At 56.1% G+C, this 394-nt stretch carries 1 pseudogene; it reads left to right on the forward strand.

Annotation, left to right across the window (positions count from 1 at the left end):
- Nucleotides 1-394 (forward strand): annotated as a pseudogene (locus P0D89_RS54165) (IS5/IS1182 family transposase); the annotation flags it as partial.

Consider the following 394-nt stretch of genomic DNA (forward strand, 5'->3'; position numbering starts at 1 on the left):
GAAGCTTGCCCGTACAGAGATGGCCGTCGACAAGCTCACCGCCGTTGCGGATCGCGGCTACTACAAGAGCGAAGAAATACTCGCATGCCATGAGGCTGGAATAAGCGTGTTCGTTCCGAAGACGGTGACATCGAGCGCAACGGCTCATGGTCGCTTCGGCAAGGATGACTTCATTTACAACGCACAGACGAACGAATATCGGTGCCCGGCCGGCGAACGGCTCATCTGGCGATTCTCGACCGTTGAGCGCGGCCTGAAGATCAGTAAGTACTGGAGTTCAAATTGCCAGCAATGTTCGCTAAAAGGGGACTGCACACCAGGTCCCCAACGTCGCGTGACACGCTGGGAACACGAAGCTGTTCTTGATGAGATGCAGGCGCGACTTGATCATGCC

The organism is Paraburkholderia sp. RL18-085-BIA-A, from assembly GCF_046027075.1.
GTDB lineage: Bacteria > Pseudomonadota > Gammaproteobacteria > Burkholderiales > Burkholderiaceae > Paraburkholderia.